The 2,673-nt window shown below is 63.5% G+C and carries 2 protein-coding genes; both read right to left on the minus strand.

The genetic code is table 11. The features are described from left to right. A partial coding sequence (locus EN991_RS31425; protein WP_127370205.1) for an FAD-dependent oxidoreductase occupies window positions 1-1,342 on the minus strand: 1,342 nt, incomplete at its 3' end. Between the two features lie 254 nt (window positions 1,343-1,596). After that, window positions 1,597-2,673 (minus strand): trimethylamine methyltransferase family protein (locus tag EN991_RS31430; protein ID WP_127370206.1); only part of this gene is annotated, 1,077 nt, incomplete at its 5' end.

Below are 2,673 nucleotides of genomic sequence, written 5' to 3' on the forward strand. Positions count from 1 at the left end.
GCGGGGTTTCGAGGCCCCAGCTGTCGCCCATGGCCGCGTTGCTGGCCAGCATCGTGTCGTAGAGCGGCGTCGTCTGCGCCGGACGTGCCGCCGGCAGTTCCTCATTGGGGAAGCGGATGGAGAAGCGGCGCGAATAGTTTTCCCGCACCTTGGCGTTGGTGTAGCGCAGGCCGGCCCATTCACCGAAGCGTGTAACATCCATGCCCCAGACATCGAAGCCAGGATCGCCATGCACCATCCAGTTCGACAGCGCCAGACCGACGCCGCCGCCTTGGCTGAAGCCGGCCATCACGGCGCAGGCGCACCAGAAATTGGTCAGGCCCTGCACCGGGCCGACCAGCGGGTTGCCGTCCAGTGCGAAGGTGAAGGGGCCGTTGATGATCTGCTTGATGCCGGCCTTCTCGATGCCGGGGAAATGCTTGAAGCCGATTTCCAGCGACGGCGCGATGCGGTCGAGGTCGGGGGGCAGCAATTCATGGCCGAAATCCCACGGCGTGTTGACCGGCGACCATGGCTTACAGGCTTTTTCATAGGTGCCGAGCAGGATGCCGTTGCGCTCCTGGCGGGTGTAGATCTCGCCCTTGAAGTCGAGCACGCCGATCATTTCGCGGCCGGTCGACTTGTTGAATTCCTCGACCTCCGGCATCGGCTCGGTGAGCAGATACATGTGCTCCATGGCAAGAACCGGCAGCTCGACGCCGACCATGCGGCCGATCTCGCGCGCCCACAGGCCGCCGCAGTTGACGACATGCTCGGCCTTCACCGTGCCCTGTTCGGTGACGACATTCCAGGTGCCGTCGACCTCCTGCGTCAATTCCACGACGCGGTTGCGCAGCACGATCTCGGCGCCGAGTTTTTTCGCCGCCTTTGAATAGGCGATGGTGGTGCCGGACGGGTCGAGATGGCCTTCGACCGGATCCCACATGGCGCCGACGAAATTGGTCTCGTCCATCAGCGGGAACATCGCCTTGGCTTCGGAAGGGGTGATCAGCTCTGTGTCCATGCCGAGATAGCGGCCCTTGGCGTGGGCAAGGCGCAGGAAGTCCATGCGCTCGGGCGTATCGGCCATCATCACGCCGCCGGTCAAATGCAGCGAGCAGGACTGGCCGGATATCTCCTCGATCTCCTTGTAGAGCTGCACCGTATAGGCCTGCAGCTTGGCGACGTTGGGGTCGCCGTTCAGCGTGTGGAAGCCGCCCGCCGCGTGCCAGGACGAGCCGGATGTGAGTTCAGAGCGCTCGATCAGCATGATGTCGGTCCAGCCGGCCTTGGCCAGGTGGTAGAGAACCGAGCAGCCGACGACGCCGCCGCCGATGACAACCGCTTTTACGTGAGATTTCATCAAGATAGGTCCGCTTTTGGAGAGATTGAATCGGGGGAGTGGGGCGTGCCTGTTTCGCGACGGCTGCGTGTTTCGTGAATGGCTTCCCCCACTCCGTCGCTGCTTCGCAGCGCCACCTCTCTCCCCTCCGGAGGGAGAGGAAGGGCGCTAGCCGGTATAAGCTCGCGCCCTTCCTCTACCCCGTGGATCGGGGGAGAGGTGTCGAGCGCAGCTCGACGGAGTGGGGGTCGACTGTTCATCAACAACACAGATGATCAAAAATCGGTCGGCGCGCCGCCCTCGGACCGCCGCTTGGCGACGAAGGCGTTGAGTTCCTCGTGGATGGCCGGGTCCATGTAAGGCTCCTCATAGGACGCCAGCCGCTCCTTCCAGACCTTGTTGGCCTTTTCGAGCGCCGTCGGGGAGCCGGCTTCCGCCCAGGTCTCGTAATTGCGCCAGTCGGAGAGGATCGGCGAGTAGAAGGCGGTCTTGTAGCGGTCCTGCGTGTGCTGGGTGCCGAAGAAATGGCCGCCCGGGCCGACCGACTGGATGGCGTCGAAGCCGAGTGCCTCTTCGGAAAGGTCGAGCGGGGTCAGGAATTCGGCCACCATCTGCAGCAGGTCGATGTCCAGGATGGTCTTCTCGTAGGAGCAGCGCAGGCCGCCCTCGAGCCAGCCGGCGGCATGCATCATCAGGTTGCCGCCGCCCTGGATGGCACCCCACAGCGAGAATACGCTTTCATAAGCCGCCTGCGCGTCGACCGTGTTGGCGGCGCAGGTGTTGGAGGTGCGGTAGGGGATGTTGTAGCGGCGGGCAAGCTGGCCGCCGACGAGCTGCGCCTTCATGTATTCCGGCGTGCCGAACGCCGGTGAACCGGACTTCATGTCGACATTGGAGGTGAAGCCGCCATATCCAACGGGGGCGCCCTTGCGCACCATCTGGGCGAAGGCGATGCCGGCAAGCGCCTCCGCGTTCTGCTGCACCAGTGCGCCGGCGATGGTGACAGGCGCCATCGCACCCGACAGGGTGAACGGCGTCACGACGACGACCTGGCCCTTGCTCGACATCTGGATGATGCCTTCCATCATCGGCACGTCGAGCTTGAGCGGCGAATTGGTGTTGATGATGGTGAAGACGGACGGCTCTTCGAGCATCTGCTCGTGGCTGATGCCGCGCGCGATCCTGGCGATCTCGATGCCGTCGACATTGCGTTCCTTGCCGAGCGAATAGATGTGGAACACCTTGTCGGTGAGCACACTGAGATCGCGGATGCATTCGAGATGGCGGACGGATGGATGGATATCGGTCGGCTCGACCGGGTAGCCGCCCGTGCAGTTCAGAATGTTGTGCAT

Source organism: Mesorhizobium sp. M7A.F.Ca.US.005.03.2.1 (assembly GCF_003997795.1).
Taxonomy (GTDB): Bacteria; Pseudomonadota; Alphaproteobacteria; order Rhizobiales; family Rhizobiaceae; genus Mesorhizobium; species Mesorhizobium ciceri.